The sequence below is a fragment of the Winogradskya humida genome, from assembly GCF_016862215.1.
Taxonomy (GTDB): domain Bacteria; phylum Actinomycetota; class Actinomycetes; order Mycobacteriales; family Micromonosporaceae; genus Actinoplanes; species Actinoplanes humidus.
Genome location: NZ_BOMN01000179.1, coordinates 1 through 1,023 on the forward strand (window position 1 = coordinate 1; position 1,023 = coordinate 1,023).

Consider the following 1,023-nt stretch of genomic DNA (forward strand, 5'->3'; position numbering starts at 1 on the left):
GAGGCTTTCCGAGTAACAGCCGTTGACGTTGAGTAACGGCTGTTCAGGTGGTCCGGCCGTGTTCGACGTGCAGGATCACGAGGGCTGCGGCGGTGATCCGGGTGATGGACCAAGGGCAAAGACTGACGTTGCGCAGGGCTTTGAACGTGGTCTTGAGCAGGGAATTACCGCGTTCACCGATGGCACGGACCGCGTTATGAGCTCGGTTGAACTGTTGCTCGACCAGCGTGCAGGATCGGTTCTTCGGCTTCTTGAACGCAACGGTGATCGTTGCCTGCTCGCCTTCGTAGCCCAGATCGCCCAGCACGCGCAGGCAATCGTCGGTCCAGACCGTCAGCAGCGGCAGGATTTCGTGCTGGCGCAGGGCGGTGGTGTCGTGTTCCCGGCCGGGACGCACGGGTGAGGTCCAGAGCGGCCAGCCGTCCGGGGCGGTGACGACCTGCACGTTCCCGCCATGATTGTCGTGCTTGCCTGACCACCACAGATCTACCCCTGGTGTCGGCCCCGGCGTGCGGCACCGGTCGGTCTCGATCAACGTGCCGTCGATGGTGACGTGCGAGTAGCCGGCCATCTTCGCCGCGAGCAGCGCCGATTTCAGGCCGGGAGCCCGGCCGGCGATCACGGTGAGGCCTTCGTGCAGGTAGGCGTAACCGGTCGAGCGGCTGATCGCGTTATCGGTGGCCAGCTGAGCGATCCGGGTGCCGTCCAGCAGCCAGCGCAGGACCATGATCGCCTGCCGGTAGCAGCCCAGCGATCGGGTTCCGGCCCGCGTCCCCAGACGTCGCCGTTCGGCGTGCAGCAGACCGGACACGAACAACACGGTGTCCTCGGATACGGGCAGCGTGGCGGTATATGTGACACTCATAGTGGCGCAGGACCCCTGGCGTGAAGTGCTCTGTGAGAAGTCCACTTCCTACCGGGGTTCTGCGCTCTTTCGTTGCACCACAACAGGTTCGGCGTGTCCACACGCGACCAACCCGACCACCGCCCCAAGCCACGCAGAGCGCTCAGGCCGTTACTCGG

1 protein-coding gene is annotated in these 1,023 nt (G+C 64.9%); it reads right to left on the reverse strand.

Features of this window, described 5'->3' with window-relative positions:
- Nucleotides 1-43: 43 nt before the first annotated feature.
- Complete coding sequence (locus Ahu01nite_RS50060; protein WP_203843846.1) at nucleotides 44-865, reverse strand: transposase family protein; 822 nt, start codon at nucleotides 863-865, stop codon at nucleotides 44-46.
- Nucleotides 866-1,023: the final 158 nt, after the last annotated feature.